The organism is Knoellia sp. 3-2P3, assembly GCF_029223115.1.
Taxonomy (GTDB): Bacteria; Actinomycetota; Actinomycetes; order Actinomycetales; family Dermatophilaceae; genus Pedococcus_A.
The window spans coordinates 188,316-203,235 of record NZ_JARGZE010000004.1; the positions used below are offsets into that span (position 1 = coordinate 188,316).

Genomic DNA, 14,920 nt, shown 5'->3' on the forward strand with positions numbered 1-14,920 from the left:
GGTCAGGCCCCGACTGCGGGCAGGAGGGCCAGGTCGTCCGGCTCGCGCCGCCGACGCAGCGCGGTGTGCCACTCCACCTGGCGCTGCAGGCCTGCACGCAGGTCGGTCGTGGCGGCCCAGCCGAGACGCTGCTGGGTGATGGCGATGTTGCCCTCGGTGCGCGGCACGTCACCGCGGCGCTCCTCGCACTGCTGCACCGCAGCGCCGGCGACGCCGAGCAGCTCGTTGAGGCAGCCGATCAGGGTGCTGACCGCAGTGGGCCGACCGCTCGCCACATCGAGGACCGCAGCCGGAGGGAGGTCCGCGGTGAGCGACCTGACCGTCGCGGCCACGATGTCCCCGACATACGTGAAGTCCCGCACCTGGCTGCCGTCCCCGAAGACGGTCAGGGGGCGCCCGTCGAGCAGCGACTCGATGAACCGGTGCGCCGCCATGTCAGGACGTTGCCGGGGGCCGTAGACGGAGAAGTAGCGCAGCGACACCGTCGACAGGCCGTGGCCGACGGCATACGCGCCGACCAGTGTCTCGGCGGCCAGCTTGCTCACGCCGTAGGGGCTGTACGGGCGTGGTTCGGCGCGGGCGATGAGGGCCTCCGCCTCCCCGCCGTACACGGAGGAGCTGGAGGCGTACACGAGACGCTGCACCGTGCCGGAGTGCGCGGCGGCCTCCAGCAGGCGCTGGGTCGCCATGACGTTGCGCTCCACGTAGCGCCTGAACGAAGGCCCCCAGGACGTGGAAACACCTGGCTCCCCGGCCAGGTGGACGATCGCGGTGACGCCGTCGAGCGTCGCCCCCAGGTCGACATGGAGCAGGTCGTCCTCGACCAGCGCGAAGCCCGGATGCCCCATGGCCTCGCGAAGGTTGTCGCGCTTGCGGGTCGGGTCGTAGAACTCGGTGAAGGCGTCCAGTCCCCTGACCCGCCACCCCTGCTCCAGCAGCGCCTCGCAGAGGTGGCTGCCGATGAAACCTGCCGCCCCGGTCACCAGGATCCATCCGTCGCTCATTGATTTCCTCCAAACACCGTCGGTCCCCCCGATGACGAGCGGGTGAACTCGTCCCCTCCGTCGAGCAAATCAGGGAACGTACGGTCGGGGATCGGGCTGAAGCCGTACAGCCCGCTGTGCCCCGGTGCGACGGTCGGTTGAGGGTCGGCTCATGTAGCCGGACTACGGCGCGACGGGGCCGGCGTCCGGGCGGCCCGCACACGGCGGGAGGAAGAGGTTCCCCTCGGGGGCGGTCATGTGCTCCAGTGTCCGGGTGGACGCGAAAGCGGTGGCGCGAACCTTCGGCCTCGGCCGGGGCGGATGCCTGTCGGAGGGACCCGTGGCCAGGGGCAGGCAGGGGCTGGTCTGGCGGCTGGAGACGGCGGATGGCCGCTGGGCGGTGAAGGTTGCGCTGCACCGGAGCACCGAGGAGGAGGTCGAGCCGGCCACCGCCTTCCACGAGCAGGCGTGGGCCTGCGGTGTGCCGACCCCACGCGTGGTGCGCACCCTCGAGGGCTCGGTCCTGGCCGAGGTCGGTGAGCACCAGGTCCGCCTCTACGAGTGGGTCGACCTGTTGCCTCCCGACCCGCAGGTCGATCCCGTGCTGGTCGGGGCGGTGGTGGCGGCCGTCCACCGTGTGGTCGTGCCTGCCTCTGGTCCGCCCGACGCGTGGAGCCAAGAGCCGGTGGGCGCCGCGCGCTGGGACGAGCTGGTGCGCCGGCTCACGCAGGAGGGCGCGCCCTTCGCCCCGAGGCTCGCGGACCTGCGCGACGAGCTCGTGGCGCTGGAGTCCTGGATCGAGCCGCCCCAGGTCCTGCAGACCTGTCACCGAGACCTCTGGGCCGACAACGTCCTGCCGACGGCTGACGGTGGTCTGTGCGTCATCGACTGGGAGAACAGCGGACCCGCCGACCCCAGCCACGAGCTGGGCTGTGTGCTCTTCGAGTTCGCCCGCACCGACCCTGACCGGGTCAGGACGCTGCTGTCCGCCTACCGTGGGTCGGGCGGTTCGGCGAGGGTGGAGCGACGGGGGCAGTTCTCGATGCTCATCGCGCAGCTCGGGCACATCACCGAGATCGCTGCACGCGACTGGTTGACGCCGAACCCGAGGTCTCCTCGCCGCGAGGACGCGCAGGCATGGATCAGCGAGGTCTTCGACGAGCCGCACACCCGTGCGGTGCTCGACGACCTCCTGCGGCAGGCGCGGCCGGTCTGGGGCGCCCCGTCGGTGTCAGCGCCCTGAGTGTCAGCGCCCAGAGACGGCGTCCAGGGCAGCCTGCAGGCGCGTGCCCGCGTCGGTGGACACCTCCGACAGGGCGTCGTTGCCGGTCAGCTCCACCATCGTGGCCGGGTCGAGGGCCTCGACCACGGTCTGGTCCGCGCCGGTGCTGCGCACCACGACGTTGCAGGGCAGCAGGAGGCCCACCGACGGCTCGGCCTGCAGGGCGGCGTGCGCGAGGGGTGGCCGGCAGGCGCCGAGGATGACCTGCGGCTCGATGTCCGCGTCGATCTTCGCCTTCAGGGTCGCCTTGAGGTCGATCTCGGTGAGGACGCCGAAGCCCTGTTCCTGCAGGGCCGTGCGAACGGACTCCAGGGTCTCGTCGAACGGGCGGTTGACGGTCGTGCTGAGGGCGTAGCCCATCGGTGCTGCCTCCTCGCGTCGCAGGCGTCTGCCAACGTCCGCAGCATACTGGGCCGGGTATCGCCGGACCATCGGAGCGCAGGGCAGTCCGCGGTCAGCGGCGGGGGAGCCGGAGCACGACGTACGCGGCGGCGACCATGACCACGGCCAGCACCGCCATGACCCCGTCGAGCAGGGCCTGAGCGGTCGGAGTGCTGAGGTGGAGGGAGTCCCGCAGGGCTACGGCGGCAAGAGGCAGGGTCAGGGCAAGAGCCGCGACGATGCCGAATGCCCTGTGCCACAGGGGAACCCGTCTCATGGCTCATGGTGGGGCCAGACTCGGGGGCGGCACCTGCGGCAGGAGGGTGAGATCTCGGCGCGCCGGCATCACCCCTTTGAGCGATCGTCGACGCGGTGCACCAGCCACGAGGAGGTCGCCATGGTGACGGCGAGCACGACGCCCAGGGCGCCGTAGCCGGGTCCGGCGAGCACGGCCCCGCCCACGACGGCGCCGACCAGGTAGCCGGACTGCGTCGCGGCCGTGCGGGCAGCCATCATCGCCGCCGGGTGGTCGGGAAGCTGCTCGAGCGCGAGCCCGGCCGACGCGGGGGTCCGGATGCCCGCGACGAACCCGATGAGGCAGAAGAGCGGGGCGGCCAGCTCGGCGCTGCGCGGACCGCTCAGCATCGCCGGCAGGAGGCCGGCCATGACCAGGGCTGACGTCCACACGAGGCGGCGTGGTGGCACCCGCCGCGCCATCCGGCCGGCGCCGCTCGAGGCGGCGAGGTAGGCCGCAGCCCCGGCGGCGAGCAGCCACCCGGCGAGGGCCTCGGGGACCCCGAGCTGCTCGATGAAGTAGGCGCCGGAGAAGGTCAGCAGGCAGGTCCACGCGGCGAAGGCGGTGACCTCGCTCACGATCCACCGGCGGGCAGGCGTCACGGTGAGGGGCTCCAACAGCCGACCGGGGACCCTGCCCCACGGCACCGGTACGGCGCGCCCCGCTGTCACGAGTGCCGCCACGGCGATCAGGGCGGGCACCGCCATCGCGGCGCGCCAGGACACCCGCGCCGTGAGACCGGACGTCAAGGGGTTCACCACGATCCAGGCCAGGGCGTTGGCGCCCGCGACGTACCCGGTCGCCCACGCCCGCCGGTCCGGTCCGAAGGCGGCGATGCCGGCGAAGCCGCCGGAGAGCAACGGGGCGAAGGCCAGGCCCACCAGCACGTGGGCAGAGAGGAAGGCGGCGGTGCTGCCCGAGGCGGCCACGAGCCCGCAGGCCACCACCGCCAGGGCGGACCCGGTGCGCAGCAGGGTGCGCACGGCCAGGCGGTCGGCCCGCGCCGTGATCGCCAGCGAGGCGGTCACGGAGACCAGCGCCGTGACGGAGCGCGCCTGCCCCACCGTGGCCACCGGCGCCCGCAGCTCGGTGCTGATCGCGACCATCGTCGGGGCGAGGACGACGAGCAGTGACTGGGACGCCATGGTGGCCAGCACCAGGGGCGACAGCATGCGCCAGGGCTGGACGTCCACGCCGCAGATGGCCGCTCAGCCGGCGGCGCTGTGCAGGTGCGGCGGCTCGGGGTCGCTGGTCCGGTCGATGAACTCGCGCACCACCTCGGCGAACCGCTCCGGCTCGTCAAGGTGCGGGAAGTGTCCGGCCCCCTCGAACAGCTCGACGCGGCATCCCGGGATCGACCTGTGGGCCAGGACGGCGTGCCAGGCCGGGATCATCCGGTCGCGGGTGCCCCAGACGACCAGGGCGGGCATGCCGGCGATCTCGGGCAGGAAGTCGCGCGCGCTGACGCTCTGGCCACCGGGGTCGATGACGGCTCGGGTCGTGGCGAGGAAGGCACGCCGGCTGTCGGCGTCGCAGAGCGAGGTGAACCCGTGCCACACCGCCGTGAGGTCGGCCCCCGGTCGCCACCCGACCTTGCCCAGGGCCCGGCCCACCATCTCCACCCCTCCGAGCAGCCATCCCGACGCCGCGACCTGGAGCACCAGCTCGGCCCCCGGCAGGGTGGCGGAGCGCAGGAGGGGGCTGACCTCCCGTCCCAGCCCGCCGGTGCCGACCAGCACGAGGCGCTCGACGCGCTCGGGGAACAGGTAGCAGAACTCCAGCGAGATGCCACCGCCGAGGGAGTGCCCGACCAGGGTCACCCGTTCGATGTCGAGGCGGTCGAGCAGGTCCCTGAGGGTGGCCGCATGGGCGCCGAGGGAGTAGTCGCCCGCGGGCTTGGCAGAGGCGCCGTGGCCGAAGAGGTCGGGCACGACCACCCGGTGCGCGTCGTCGAGGCGGTCGATGAGGTGCCGCCAGTTGCGGTGGGACCCCAGCAGCCCGTGCACGAAGAGCACCGCGGGGCCACTGCCGCTGTCCACGTAGGAGAGGTCCTGGCCGTGCAGCGTCATCCTGAGGGGGCTGATCTCGCTCATGGCGCCTCCCGGGTCACCGCTACTTCAGGGTAGCCAGCGCGCCCGCCGCTCCGCAGCGATTCGGGAGGAGACCGTCGTCGCCGCGACAGGCGAGTGCCAGGCGGCGGTCGCAGGCGCCTGGCACCCGTTCTCCCTTGGGGCAGCTAGAGCGGGAGGGTGTCGTCCTCGCCGAGGTGCGTCACTCCCGCAGGCCCGGCACGCCGGCCGGCGACGACGGCGACCATGGACGTAACCGTCGCCGCTGCGGCCAGCGCGATGAGGTCGGGCGACCACGGGCCCGGGTGGGCCCCGTGCCGGAGCACCGCTCGCGCGGTGTCGGTGCGGTCACCTGTCCTCATGGCCCCATGCTCGGTGCGGCGCCGGCCCGGGCACAGGGCCCAAAGGCCCCAGGGGTATGCCGTCAGTCCTCTCCCAGCGCCGTGCGCACCGCCGCCTCGAGCCGGCCGGGTTCCCGCTCGCGGAGGTCGTACCGCGCGCGGACGACGGGCTTGGACACGGTGAGCACCCGCCTCAGGTCGATGGGGGTCCCGGAGACGACGACGTCGCAGGGAGTGGCCTCGATGGTCGCGGCGAGGTCCGCCACCTGCTGGGCTCCGTACCCCATGGCCGGGAGCACACCGCGGGCGTTCGGGTACTGGTCGTAGGTGGCGGCCAGCGACCCCACGGCATACGGGCTGGGGTCGACGATGGCCTCGGCGCCCGCGGCACGGGCGCCCACGACCCCGGCCCCCCACGACATCGAGCCGTGGGTCAGGGTCGGTCCGTCCTCGACCACGACCACCTTGCGGCCCGCCACGGACGCACCGTCGTCGAGGGTGACGGGGCTGTCGGCGCGCAGGACGGTCGCCGCGGGGTTGAGCGCGCGCACCGACGCCTCGACGGCTTCGATGTCCTCCGCCGCGGCGGAGTCGCACTTGCCCACGATCACGAGGTCGGCCATCCGGACGTTGGTCTCACCCGGGTGGTAGGCCTGCTCGTCGCCCGGCCGGAGCGGGTCGGCGACGACGATGTGCAGGTCGGGCACGTAGAAGGGCAGGTCGTTGTTGCCCCCGTCCCAGAGGATGACGTCGGCCTCCTGCTCGGCCGCAGCGAGGATCTGGGCGTAGTCCACGCCCGCGTAGACCACCGCGCCGCTGTCGATGTGCGGCTCGTACTCCTCGCGCTCCTCGATGGTGCAGTCGTGGCGGTCGAGGTCGGCGTGGTCGGCGAAGCGCTGGCAGGCCTGCTTCTCGAGGTCGCCGTAGGGCATGGGGTGGCGGATGGCGACCACGCGCTTTCCCATGTCGCGCAACAGCTTCGAGAGGTAACGGGTGGTCTGGCTCTTGCCGGCGCCCGTCCGCACGGCGGTGACGGCGATGACGGGCACCGACGAGCGCAGCATGGTGTGGGCAGCGCTCTGCAGCAGGAAGTCGGCCCCTGCGGCGAGGCACTGGGACGCGAGGTGCATCACCTGGGTGTGGGGCACGTCCGAGTACGCGAAGACGGCGACGTCGACCTTCTCGCGCTCGATGAGCTCCGCGAGACCGGACTCGGGGACGATCGGGATTCCCTGTGGGTACTGGGAACCCGCGAGGCCGGGTGGATAGGCGCGTCCGGAGATGTTGGGGATCTGCGTCGCCGTGAACGCCACGACCACGTCGTCGGCGCTGTCACGGAACACGGTGTTGAAGTTGTGGAAGTCGCGGCCGGCGGCTCCGAGGATGACGACCCTGCGCTGTCTGCCCATGGCCGAAGGGTAGAGACGGAAACGGGGGCTATCCCGGGGCGGAAGTCCCGGAACAGCCCCCGCTTCGACGAGGGGCCTGGGCGGTCGTCAGCCGGCAGGCGCGAAGTCGAACGCCTCCTCGAGCCAGTCCTGCACCGCCGGGATGTCGACGCGCTGCAGCCCGTCGAGGTAGCGGCAGTTGCTGGTGTAGCCGTAGCTGGTCACGGTCACCTGCAGGTCGTCGTGGAAGGTCGGGCCGCCGGAGTCGCCGAAGCAGCTGCCGCCGCCGCCGCGAGGGTCGTTCTCGTTGCCGTTGACCTGGAGGATCTGCGGGGTGAGCTTCTGGCCGGGCGCGTCGGTGTAGCGACGGACCATCGGGTAGCTCTCGGGGGTCGGCTTCATGTTGCCGTTGTCCGCAGCGTCCTGACGGACCTCGGTGCCGTAGCCGACGATCGTGAACAGCGTCTTGTTGAGCGTCTTCGGGGCGAACTGGTCGAGGTACCCGACCGGCGCGAGCTCGACCGGTTTGATGTCGTCGTTGACCGGCTTGTCGAGGACGACGACACCGACGTCGTTCCAGTTCCTCAGGTCGGTGAAGTTCGAGTAGTCGGGGTGGGTGTTGGCATCGCCCGAGAGGTAACCGGCTTCCTGCAGCTGCGCCTGGGTGTACCCCGCGTCCGGGTCCTTGGCAGTGGGCAGCGGTGACGGCGGGGCCTCGGCGACCTTCCAGTCGAAGGTGACGGCGACCTTGCCGGTGACCCCGTCGGTGCAGTGGGCCGCCGTGAGGAGCAGGGTGGGCGAGATCAGGCTCGCGCTGCACCGGTAGCGGGCGCCCTCGGAGTAGAACGCGATCAGGGCGACGTTCGAGTACGTGTTCCCCGAGTCGACGGTGCCGCCGGTGATCGCGGACGCCGCGAGGGCCGTGCCGGCGACCAGGGTCCCGGTCACGGCTGCCACTGTGGTTGAGCGGGCAAGTCTCATCTGTCCTCCAGGAATGAGTTGGTGTCTCCCTCACGACGCCGCCGTCCCGCCGGCGCCGAGGGCAGTCAATCCGCCGCCTGCGCCGCTGTCCACCACTGCCGCGGCGCGCTGCCGAACTCGGTCCGGCATATCACGACAGAACGGGTCATGACGCCACGGATCGGCCATCGGCAGGACTAGGGCAAACGTGGGTCCGTCCCGTGCTGCCCCCGCAGGAGGATGGGCCCGTGCGGGAGAAGCGACGGTGGAAGGACCTCGACGAGGGGCAGCGCCGGATGGTGGTGGTAGGCGCCGTCATCCAGGTCACCCTGCAGCTCCTCGCCCTGCGTGACCTGCGGCGGAGGCCGAAGGAGCTGGTCCGGGGCCCGAAGTGGGCGTGGGTGCCCGCGACCTCGGTGAACTTCGCGGGGCCGATCGCCTACTTCGTCCTCGGGCGCCGCCGCAGTCCCGCAGGGGGCTGAGGAGCCCGGGGCACAAAGGCCCTACCCGGCAGGGGGACGCCGGCGCGACGCTGCAGTCATGACGGGCACGTCCATCGTGCGCACGCACGGCCTGACCAAGCACTACGGTCACACCGTCGCGCTGCGGGACCTCGACCTCGAGGTGGAGCGCGGCGAGGTGTTCGGCTACCTCGGCCCCAACGGGGCCGGGAAGACCACCACGCTGCGGCTGCTCATGGGGCTGCTGCGGCCCACCAGCGGGTCGGCGGAGATCGACGGGCTCGACACCTGGCGACAGTCGGTCGACGTGCGCCGCCGGGTCGGCTACCTCTCCGGCGAGCCGGCGCTCTACGGCAAGCTGACCGGGGCACAGCACGTCGGCTACCTGGGCCACCTGCGCGGGGAGGACGGCACGGCGGCCGCCGGTCGCTACGCCGAGCGCCTCGACCTCGACCTCACCAGGCCGGCACGCGAGCTGTCGAAGGGCAACCGGCAGAAGCTCGCCCTGGTGCTCGCCCTCATGTCCCAGCCCGCGCTGCTGGTGCTGGACGAGCCCACCGGTGGCCTGGATCCCCTTGCGCAGCAGGAGTTCTACGCGATCCTGCACGAGCACACCGCCGACGGACGTTCGGTGCTGCTCAGCTCGCACGTCCTCAGCGAGGTGCAGCGCGTCGCCGACCGCGTGGGGGTGCTGCGCGAGGGCCGCCTCATCGCCGTCGACCGGCTCGCCAACTTGCGGGAGCGCTCGCTCCACCACATCCGCGCGACCTTCGCCGACGACGTCGAACAGGGCGACTTCGCCGCGCTCCCCGGCCTGCGGGACCTCAAGGTCGACGACCACTCGTTCTCGTGCAGCGCGCCGGAGAGCGCGCTCGACGCGGTGATCAAGGAGGTCGGCCGGCACACCGTCCTCGACTTCGAGTGTGCCGAGGCCGAGCTCGAGGAGACCTTCCTCGCCTACTACGAGAAGGAGGCCGTCCATGCTCCGTAGCGTCTTCGCCAAGACCGCCTACGAGCAGCGGCGCTCACTGCTGGGCTGGGCCACGGCGATCGTGCTGCTCGTGCTGATGTATGCCGCCATCTGGCCGGGGATCCGCGACCAGCCGTCGCTGAACGACTTCCTCGACACGATGCCGGAGGCGTTCCGCTCCCTCTTCGCCTCCTCCGGCGCCGACATGTCGACGCCCGTCGGCTACATCCAGATCGAGCTGATGTCCTTCATGGGTCCCATCCTCGTGATCCTGTATGCCGTGGCGCAGGGTTCGCGGGGCGTGGCCGGCGAGGAGGACCGCCGGACCATGGACCTGCTCCTCGCCGAGCCGGTCAGCCGCACCCGCGTGCTGCTCGAGAAGGCCGGCGCCATGGTGGCCGGCACGTTCGTGCTGTCGGCCACCCTCGGTCTCGCGCTGGTCGTGGAGGGCAGGCTCTTCGACATGGTGATCCCGGTCGACCGGGTCGCCGCCGCCATGCTGCACCTCGCCCTCCTCGGGCTCGTCTTCGGGGCGATGGCGCTCGCGGTGGGCGCGGTGACCGGCGACGTCGGCCTGAGCCGGGCGATCCCGACCGGTGTCGCGGTCGTGGCCTACCTCGTCAACGGGCTCGGCGCGATGGTCTCGTGGCTCGAGCCGTTGCAGCCCTACTCGCCCTTCTACCAGTACATCGCCCACGACCCGTTGCGCACCGGCGTCTCCGGACCAGCAGCCGCCGTCGCGGCTGCGACCGTGGTCGTCTTCGTGGCCGTCGGCGTGTGGGGTTTCCGGCGCCGCGACGTCCGCGGGTGAGCCGCCGGGCGCGCGAGCCCGGCGGCTACGGGCCGGCGTGGTCGACCGACGGCGGCGTGAGCCGCACCCGCGTGATGGCGTGGTGGCCCACCTCGAGCACCTCGATGCGCCAGCCGTCCACGGTGACCTCGTCGCCCGGCGCCTCGGGCACCCGGCCGAGGTGGCTGAGGACGAGCCCGGCAACGGTCGTGTAGTCGCCGGTCGCCGACTCCAGGCGCACACCCACGTCGTCGAGGTCGTGGACGGGGAAGGTGCCCGGCAGCGTCACCGCGCCGTCCGCGGACCGCTCGGCGCCGAGGACGTCGCGGTCGGTCTCGTCCCAGATCTCACCGACGATCTCCTCCAGCAGGTCCTCGAGCGTGACGATCCCGTCGACGGCGCCGTGCTCGTCGACGACCAGCGCCATCTGCTGGCGCTCGGCCTTGAAATGGCGCAGCGCGTCGGAGACCCGCACGGTGTCCGGCAGCACGAGGGCCGGCGCGGCGACCGAGGACACCGGTTCGTCGCCGCCCTCGAGCACCGACGCCCAGTGCGCGATGCCCACGACGTCGTCGAGGTGGTGGCGCCGGGTCACCGGAATGCGGGAGTGGCCGGCCGCGGCCATGGCCGCCCGAGCCTCGGTGAGGGTCGCCGAGCCGTTGACGGTGACGACGGAACCGCGCGGGACGAGCACCTCGCGGAGCATGCGCTCGTGGATCTCCAGCGCCCCGCTGATGATCTCGCGCTGCTCGGGGTTGAGGTCGCGGTGGCTCGTGACGAGGTCCCGCAGCTCCTCGGGTGAGATGTGCTCCTCCTCGGACTCCGAGCGGCCCCCGAACAGGCGGACGACGGCGTCGGTCGACGCTCCCAGCAGCGCCACGGCCGGCCGCGAGACCGTGGAGAGCACGTCGAGGGGGCGCGCCACGGCGAGGGCCCAGGGCAGGGCCGTCTGCATGGCCAGGCGCTTGGGCGCCAGCTCGCCGAAGACCAGGGTCAGGAAGGTCAGCACCAGGGTCACGCCGGCGACCGCCACCGGCTGGGCCGCGGCCCCGAGGCCGGAGAGCAACGGCACGAGCGGCTCGGCCAGGGAGACCGCCGCGGTCGCCGAGGCGAGGAAGCCGGCGAGGGTGATGCCGATCTGGATGGTCGCGAGGAACCGGTTGGGATCGCGGGCGAGGCGGACCAGGCGCAGTGCCCGGGTGCCGCCCTGCCTCTCGAGCTGCTTGAGCTGCCCCTCCCTCAGCGACACGAGGGCCATCTCGCTGCCGGCGAAGGCCGCGTTGAGGAGCACGAGGAGGCCGACCAGGGCGATGTCGAGCCAGTAGCCAGACATGGAGGAGTAGCTCACCGCTTCCGCTTGGGGGAGGAGTGCGGACAACGTCCGGGGCACAGCTGGGGTTCCGCCCGACGACGAGGGGGCAGTGGGCCGTTCGGCCGACCGGCCGCCGATGTGCGTGTGTCGCGGAGGGCCGACGCCTAGCCTGTGCCGGTCCCCCCGCACCCGAGGTTCCCCGAGACGCCCCCAGATGTCCTCACGAGCACGACCCCCGCGGCTCGCCTGGCTGGTCGGCTGCGCCCTCCTCGCCGCAGCCCTCGTCTGGCCCGGCCTCTCCGGCCAGGCCGAGCCCGCCGGCACCGTGGCCGGACCGCCGGCCACCGTGGCGCCCAGCAGCGAGGAGGCGGCGCCGTCGCCCGGCGTCCCACCCGCGGCCACACCCTCGTCGCCACCCTCTTCGACACCCGCGGCGCGCACCGAGCCGGTCACGACACCGAGCAGGCCGGTGCCCCGGGCGGGCACCGCCCTGGCCGCCCTAGCCACCCTCCCGGTCAAGGGACGGGCGCCCCGCACCGGCTACGAGCGCGAGGTGTTCGGACAGGCGTGGTCCGACGTCGACCGCAACGGCTGCGACACCCGCAACGACATCCTGCGCCGCGACCTCACGGCCTACACCCTCAAGGCGGGCACGCGAGGCTGCCTCGTCCTGCGCGGCACCCTGGACGACCCCTACACCGGGGCCACCATCGCGTTCGTCCGCGGGCAGGACACCTCCAGCCGGGTGCAGGTCGACCACGTCGTCGCGCTGTCCGACGCCTGGCAGAAGGGTGCGCAGCAGCTGTCGTTCGCGCGGCGGACCGCGTTCGCCAACGACCCGTTGAACCTGCTCGCCGTCGAGGGCACGGCCAACCAGCGCAAGGGCGACGGCGACGCCGCCACCTGGCTGCCGCCGAGGCGGGCGTACCGGTGCGCGTACGTCGCGCGCCAGGTCGCCGTGAAGCAGCGCTACGGCCTGTGGGTCACCGCCGCCGAGCGTGACGCGGTCAGCCGGGTGCTCTCCGGCTGCCCCGGTGAGCCCCTGCCCCGTGCTGGGCAGGTGCCGCTGGGCGGCGGGCCGGAGGAGGCCGCCACGGCTCCCTCGGCGCCGCGGCCCAGCCCGAGCAGCACCGCCGCCGTCGCGCCCGCCGCACGCCCGGCAGGGAGCGACCCTCGCTTCGAAACGTGCTCGGCGGCGACGTCAGCCGGCTACGGGCCGTACGTGTCCGGTCGGGACCCCGAGTACGACTGGTACCGGGACCGTGACGGCGACGGCGTCGTCTGCGAGTAGCCCGACCTACCGGCCCGCGGGTTCCGCGCCGGCACGGCTGAGCAGCCAGGCAGCGCCGAGCAGGACGGCGCCGGCGGCGGGGGCGAACCGCTGGCCCGCGAGGGCGATCCCGCTGCGCTCCAGCGGGTCGGCGAAGCCCGCGCAGGCGAGCATGGTGAGGCCTGCGACGGACAGGACCGCGGCGACCCCACCCCACCGGGCCGTCGCGGAGCGCGCGCGAGCCGCGGCGGCGCGCTCCACCGGGCCGAAGAGCAGCACCAGACCGGTGGTGACCACTGCCGCGGCCAACAGCCAGAGCGGCTTCTCGAGCCACCAGCGGGCCGAGCCGATCGCCGGCAGCGGCAGGCCCGACAGGTAGGCGGCCCCCGCCGCCAGCACGAGGCCGGTGAGGTGCCAGAGGAAGACGGTCACCACCACGGCGCTGGCGGCCACCGTCGCCCGCCACACCCGCGGTCGCTCGAGCCAGCGCAGCAGTGCGGGCCTGGCGAGCATGACGATCCCGAGCTGCACGACGCCGACCGCGACCACGCACACGCTCGGCGGCAGCATGTTCGACACCCGCTGGCCGGGCAGGCCCAGCATGCTCACCGGGTAGGGGCCCGGCCCGGTCAGCAGCAGCAGCGCGCCGAGCGCACCGGCGGTGGCGAGCAGCCACCAGCGGCGACGGGCGCGCACGAGCGCCCCGTCGGCATACAGGAATCCCAGCTGCTGGCTGAAGCCGAACACCACCAGGTAGTTGAGGTAGCCCAGCGGGGTCAGCGCCGTGCCCTGGGCGCGGTCCAGCACCACGGCGAGCACCGGAAGGACGGCCAGGAGGAGCCACGGACGGCGGCGGTGCAACCGGTGCTGCACCGGGGCGACCATGGCGAGGAGCAGGAAGACCGCGAGGAACCACAGCGGCATGGCCGCGGCGTCACCGGCGGCGTCGACGACCGGCGCCGGCACGCCGACCCGGACGAGGACCCACGAGAGCACCAGCCAGACCGCGACGAGGACCACCGTCGGCGGGAGCACGCGCACCAGACGGGTGGCGACGAAGGCGGACCAGCTGCGGTGGTGCCGCCGCAGGGCCAGGGCGCTGGTGAAACCTGCGGCGAAGAAGAGCAGCGGCATGACCTGGAACACCCAGGTGAGCGCGTGCGCCCACGGCGTGACCTCGAGGATGTTGCGCAGCCGCAGACCGCCGTCCGGGCGGGGTTCGAGCGCGGCCATGGTCCAGTGCCCCACGGCGACCACCAGGATGCTGGCGGCCCGCACCAGGTCGACGAGCCGATCGCGGTCGGTCGGTGTGGCGTCGGCGAGCGCGGCCAGCCCCGGTGAGGCGGGTCCGCGGCGCGCTCGCATGGGACCAGTGTCAGACGGCGATGCCGACGAGGGAGCCGATCGCGTAGGTGACCGCCATGGCCAGGGCGCCGCCACCGACGTTGCGCACGATCGCCGGCCGCGTCGCGGCGCCACCCATCCGGGCGCTGATCCAGCCGGTGAGCGCCAGGGCGAGCACCACGGACGCCGCGGTCAGCGGGATCCGCCCGGTCGCCGACGGGAGCAGGATCGCGATGAGCGGCAGCAGCGCACCCACCGTGAACGCCAGCATCGACGCCCAGGCCGCGTGCCACGGGTTGGTCAGCTCGTTCGGGTCGATGCCGAGCTCGACCTCGGCATGGGCGGCGAGGGCGTCGTGCTCCGTGAGTTCGACGGCCACCTGCTGCGCCAGGGCCCGGCTGAGGCCCCGTTGCTCGTAGAGCGCTGCCAGCTCGGCGAGCTCCTCCTCGGGCATCTCGGCCAGCTCGCGGCGTTCCTTGGCGAGCAGCGCCCGCTCGGTGTCGCGCTGGGTGCTCACCGAGACGTACTCGCCCGCAGCCATGCTCATCGCGCCGGCAGCCAGGCCGGCGAGGCCGGCGGTGAGGATCGCCCCACGGTCGCTCGTGGCCGCTGCGACGCCGATGACCAGACCCGCGGTGGACACGATGCCGTCGTTGGCCCCCAGCACCCCGGCGCGCAACCAGTTGAGGCGCGCAGCGTGGTTCTGGTCGTGGGGCTCGTCCGCGTGCAGCTGGTCCTCAGCCACGGGCGTGCACCCCCAGCAGCGTGGCCGCCCGGGCGATGCGGTGGGCCAGCTCGATGTCGAGCTGGGTGAGCCCGCTCTCGGAGTGGGTGGACAGGCGCCAGTGGGTGGTGCGCCAGCGGATGTCGATGTCGGGGTGGTGGTTCATCTCCTCTGCCTCCACGGCCACCTCGTCCACGAGCCGGACCGCCGTGGGGAAGTCGGGGGCCTCGAGGGTGGCCACGATGGCGGCTCCCTCGCGGGACCAGCCGGGCAGGTCGCCGAGCTGCCGCTCGACCTCGTCGTCAGTCAGCAGGCGGGCCATGGGCACACTCTGGCAAACGAGCAGTCCG

17 protein-coding genes are annotated in these 14,920 nt (G+C 72.9%); 5 read left to right on the forward strand and 12 right to left on the reverse strand.

Going from position 1 to position 14,920, the window contains the following annotated elements:
* Positions 1–2: 2 nt before the first annotated feature.
* Positions 3–1,004, reverse strand: a complete 1,002-nt coding sequence (locus P0Y31_RS13410; RefSeq protein ID WP_275870154.1) for an NAD-dependent epimerase/dehydratase family protein — start codon at positions 1,002–1,004, stop codon at positions 3–5.
* Between the two features lie 319 nt (positions 1,005–1,323).
* Between P0Y31_RS13410 and P0Y31_RS13415 the strand changes: the two genes are divergently transcribed.
* Positions 1,324–2,226: a phosphotransferase gene (locus tag P0Y31_RS13415; RefSeq protein WP_275870157.1), complete on the forward strand. Its 903-nt coding sequence runs from the start codon at positions 1,324–1,326 to the stop codon at positions 2,224–2,226.
* Positions 2,227–2,229: 3 nt separating this feature from the next.
* On the opposite strand, the gene P0Y31_RS13420 is transcribed toward P0Y31_RS13415, so the two are convergent.
* The 7 genes from P0Y31_RS13420 to P0Y31_RS13450 all read right to left on the reverse strand — a co-directional run bounded on the left by P0Y31_RS13420 (position 2,230) and on the right by P0Y31_RS13450 (position 7,687).
* Positions 2,230–2,625: a DUF302 domain-containing protein gene (locus tag P0Y31_RS13420; RefSeq protein ID WP_275870159.1), complete on the reverse strand. Its 396-nt coding sequence runs from the start codon at positions 2,623–2,625 to the stop codon at positions 2,230–2,232.
* 94 nt (positions 2,626–2,719) lie between these two features.
* The gene (locus tag P0Y31_RS13425) at positions 2,720–2,923 is read right to left on the reverse strand and encodes a hypothetical protein (RefSeq protein ID WP_275870161.1); all 204 of its coding nucleotides are present in this window, start codon (positions 2,921–2,923) and stop codon (positions 2,720–2,722) included.
* Between the two features lie 68 nt (positions 2,924–2,991).
* Positions 2,992–4,113 (reverse strand): MFS transporter, encoded by a 1,122-nt coding sequence (locus P0Y31_RS13430; RefSeq protein WP_275870163.1) that lies wholly within the window; start codon positions 4,111–4,113, stop codon positions 2,992–2,994.
* 36 nt (positions 4,114–4,149) lie between these two features.
* Positions 4,150–5,034 (reverse strand): alpha/beta fold hydrolase, encoded by an 885-nt coding sequence (locus tag P0Y31_RS13435; protein ID WP_275870165.1) that lies wholly within the window; start codon positions 5,032–5,034, stop codon positions 4,150–4,152.
* 143 nt (positions 5,035–5,177) lie between these two features.
* Entirely contained in the window at positions 5,178–5,372 is a 195-nt protein-coding gene (locus tag P0Y31_RS13440) for a hypothetical protein (protein ID WP_275870167.1), read from the reverse strand.
* A 62-nt stretch (positions 5,373–5,434) separates the two neighbouring features.
* Positions 5,435–6,760 carry a cyclic 2,3-diphosphoglycerate synthase gene (locus P0Y31_RS13445; RefSeq protein ID WP_275870169.1) on the reverse strand — a complete coding sequence of 442 codons (1,326 nt, stop codon included), beginning with the start codon at positions 6,758–6,760 and terminating at the stop codon, positions 5,435–5,437.
* An 87-nt stretch (positions 6,761–6,847) separates the two neighbouring features.
* Entirely contained in the window at positions 6,848–7,687 is an 840-nt protein-coding gene (locus tag P0Y31_RS13450; RefSeq protein ID WP_275870171.1) for a trypsin-like serine protease, read from the reverse strand.
* Positions 7,688–7,947: 260 nt separating this feature from the next.
* Here P0Y31_RS13450 and P0Y31_RS13455 point away from each other — a divergent pair, with 260 nt between their 5' ends.
* Genes P0Y31_RS13455 through P0Y31_RS13465 form a run of 3 tightly spaced genes read left to right on the forward strand, consistent with a single transcriptional unit; the run spans position 7,948 to position 9,941 of the window.
* Positions 7,948–8,181, forward strand: coding sequence for a PLDc N-terminal domain-containing protein (locus P0Y31_RS13455; RefSeq protein ID WP_275870173.1), 234 nt, complete (start codon positions 7,948–7,950; stop codon positions 8,179–8,181).
* Between the two features lie 58 nt (positions 8,182–8,239).
* Positions 8,240–9,151 carry an ABC transporter ATP-binding protein gene (locus tag P0Y31_RS13460; RefSeq protein WP_275870175.1) on the forward strand — a complete coding sequence of 304 codons (912 nt, stop codon included), beginning with the start codon at positions 8,240–8,242 and terminating at the stop codon, positions 9,149–9,151.
* A complete protein-coding gene (locus P0Y31_RS13465; RefSeq protein WP_275870177.1) occupies positions 9,141–9,941 on the forward strand; it encodes an ABC transporter permease subunit in 801 nt (266 codons plus the stop codon). The genes P0Y31_RS13460 and P0Y31_RS13465 overlap by 11 nt, the downstream gene beginning before the upstream one ends.
* A gap of 25 nt (positions 9,942–9,966) precedes the next feature.
* On the opposite strand, the gene P0Y31_RS13470 is transcribed toward P0Y31_RS13465, so the two are convergent.
* Positions 9,967–11,253, reverse strand: coding sequence for a hemolysin family protein (locus P0Y31_RS13470; RefSeq protein WP_275870179.1), 1,287 nt, complete (start codon positions 11,251–11,253; stop codon positions 9,967–9,969).
* A 193-nt stretch (positions 11,254–11,446) separates the two neighbouring features.
* Between P0Y31_RS13470 and P0Y31_RS13475 the strand changes: the two genes are divergently transcribed.
* On the forward strand, positions 11,447–12,523 hold the full coding sequence (locus P0Y31_RS13475) for a DUF1524 domain-containing protein (protein WP_275870180.1): 1,077 nt from the start codon (positions 11,447–11,449) through the stop codon (positions 12,521–12,523).
* A 6-nt stretch (positions 12,524–12,529) separates the two neighbouring features.
* Here P0Y31_RS13475 and P0Y31_RS13480 read toward each other — a convergent pair whose 3' ends face one another.
* From P0Y31_RS13480 to P0Y31_RS13490, 3 genes are read right to left on the reverse strand one after another with little or no spacing between them, the layout of a single operon-like run.
* Complete coding sequence (locus tag P0Y31_RS13480) at positions 12,530–13,867, reverse strand: acyltransferase family protein (RefSeq protein WP_275870182.1); 1,338 nt, start codon at positions 13,865–13,867, stop codon at positions 12,530–12,532.
* 10 nt (positions 13,868–13,877) lie between these two features.
* On the reverse strand, positions 13,878–14,591 hold the full coding sequence (locus P0Y31_RS13485; protein WP_275870184.1) for a VIT family protein: 714 nt from the start codon (positions 14,589–14,591) through the stop codon (positions 13,878–13,880).
* Positions 14,584–14,892, reverse strand: coding sequence for a 4a-hydroxytetrahydrobiopterin dehydratase (locus P0Y31_RS13490; RefSeq protein ID WP_275870186.1), 309 nt, complete (start codon positions 14,890–14,892; stop codon positions 14,584–14,586). The genes P0Y31_RS13485 and P0Y31_RS13490 overlap by 8 nt, the downstream gene beginning before the upstream one ends.
* Positions 14,893–14,920 lie beyond the last annotated feature (28 nt).